The sequence below is a fragment of the Mesorhizobium sp. M4B.F.Ca.ET.143.01.1.1 genome (assembly GCF_004792275.1).
In the GTDB taxonomy this organism is placed as follows: domain Bacteria; phylum Pseudomonadota; class Alphaproteobacteria; order Rhizobiales; family Rhizobiaceae; genus Mesorhizobium; species Mesorhizobium abyssinicae.
The window spans coordinates 1-307 of record NZ_SRSR01000279.1; the positions used below are offsets into that span (position 1 = coordinate 1).

The 307-nt window shown below is 65.8% G+C and carries 1 protein-coding gene; it reads left to right on the forward strand.

The genetic code is table 11. The annotated features are described in order from the left end of the window. Positions 1-44 precede the first annotated feature (44 nt). Positions 45-307 (forward strand): GntR family transcriptional regulator (locus tag EN786_RS36985; protein ID WP_246688859.1); only part of this gene is annotated, 263 nt, incomplete at its 3' end.

Genomic DNA, 307 nt, shown 5'->3' on the forward strand with positions numbered 1-307 from the left:
CTAAGAAGGCTTCAGCCGACACGACCACGCGCCGCCCGCGCGTCATGCCCGATGTGACGAAGGCGATCGCCTCCGACATCTTTTCCGGGCGCTATCCGGCCGGCTCTTCCCTGCCCACCGAAAACGAACTCGGCGTCGAGTATGGCGTCAGCCGCACCGTCATCCGCGAAGCGCTGAAGGTGCTGGCCGCCAAGGGGCTGGTGCTGTCGCGGCCGCGTATCGGTACGGTTGTCTGCGACCAGGACAATTGGAACATCATCGACCCGCAGGTGCTGGCCTGGCATGCGCCGCATGCGCTGGACGACAG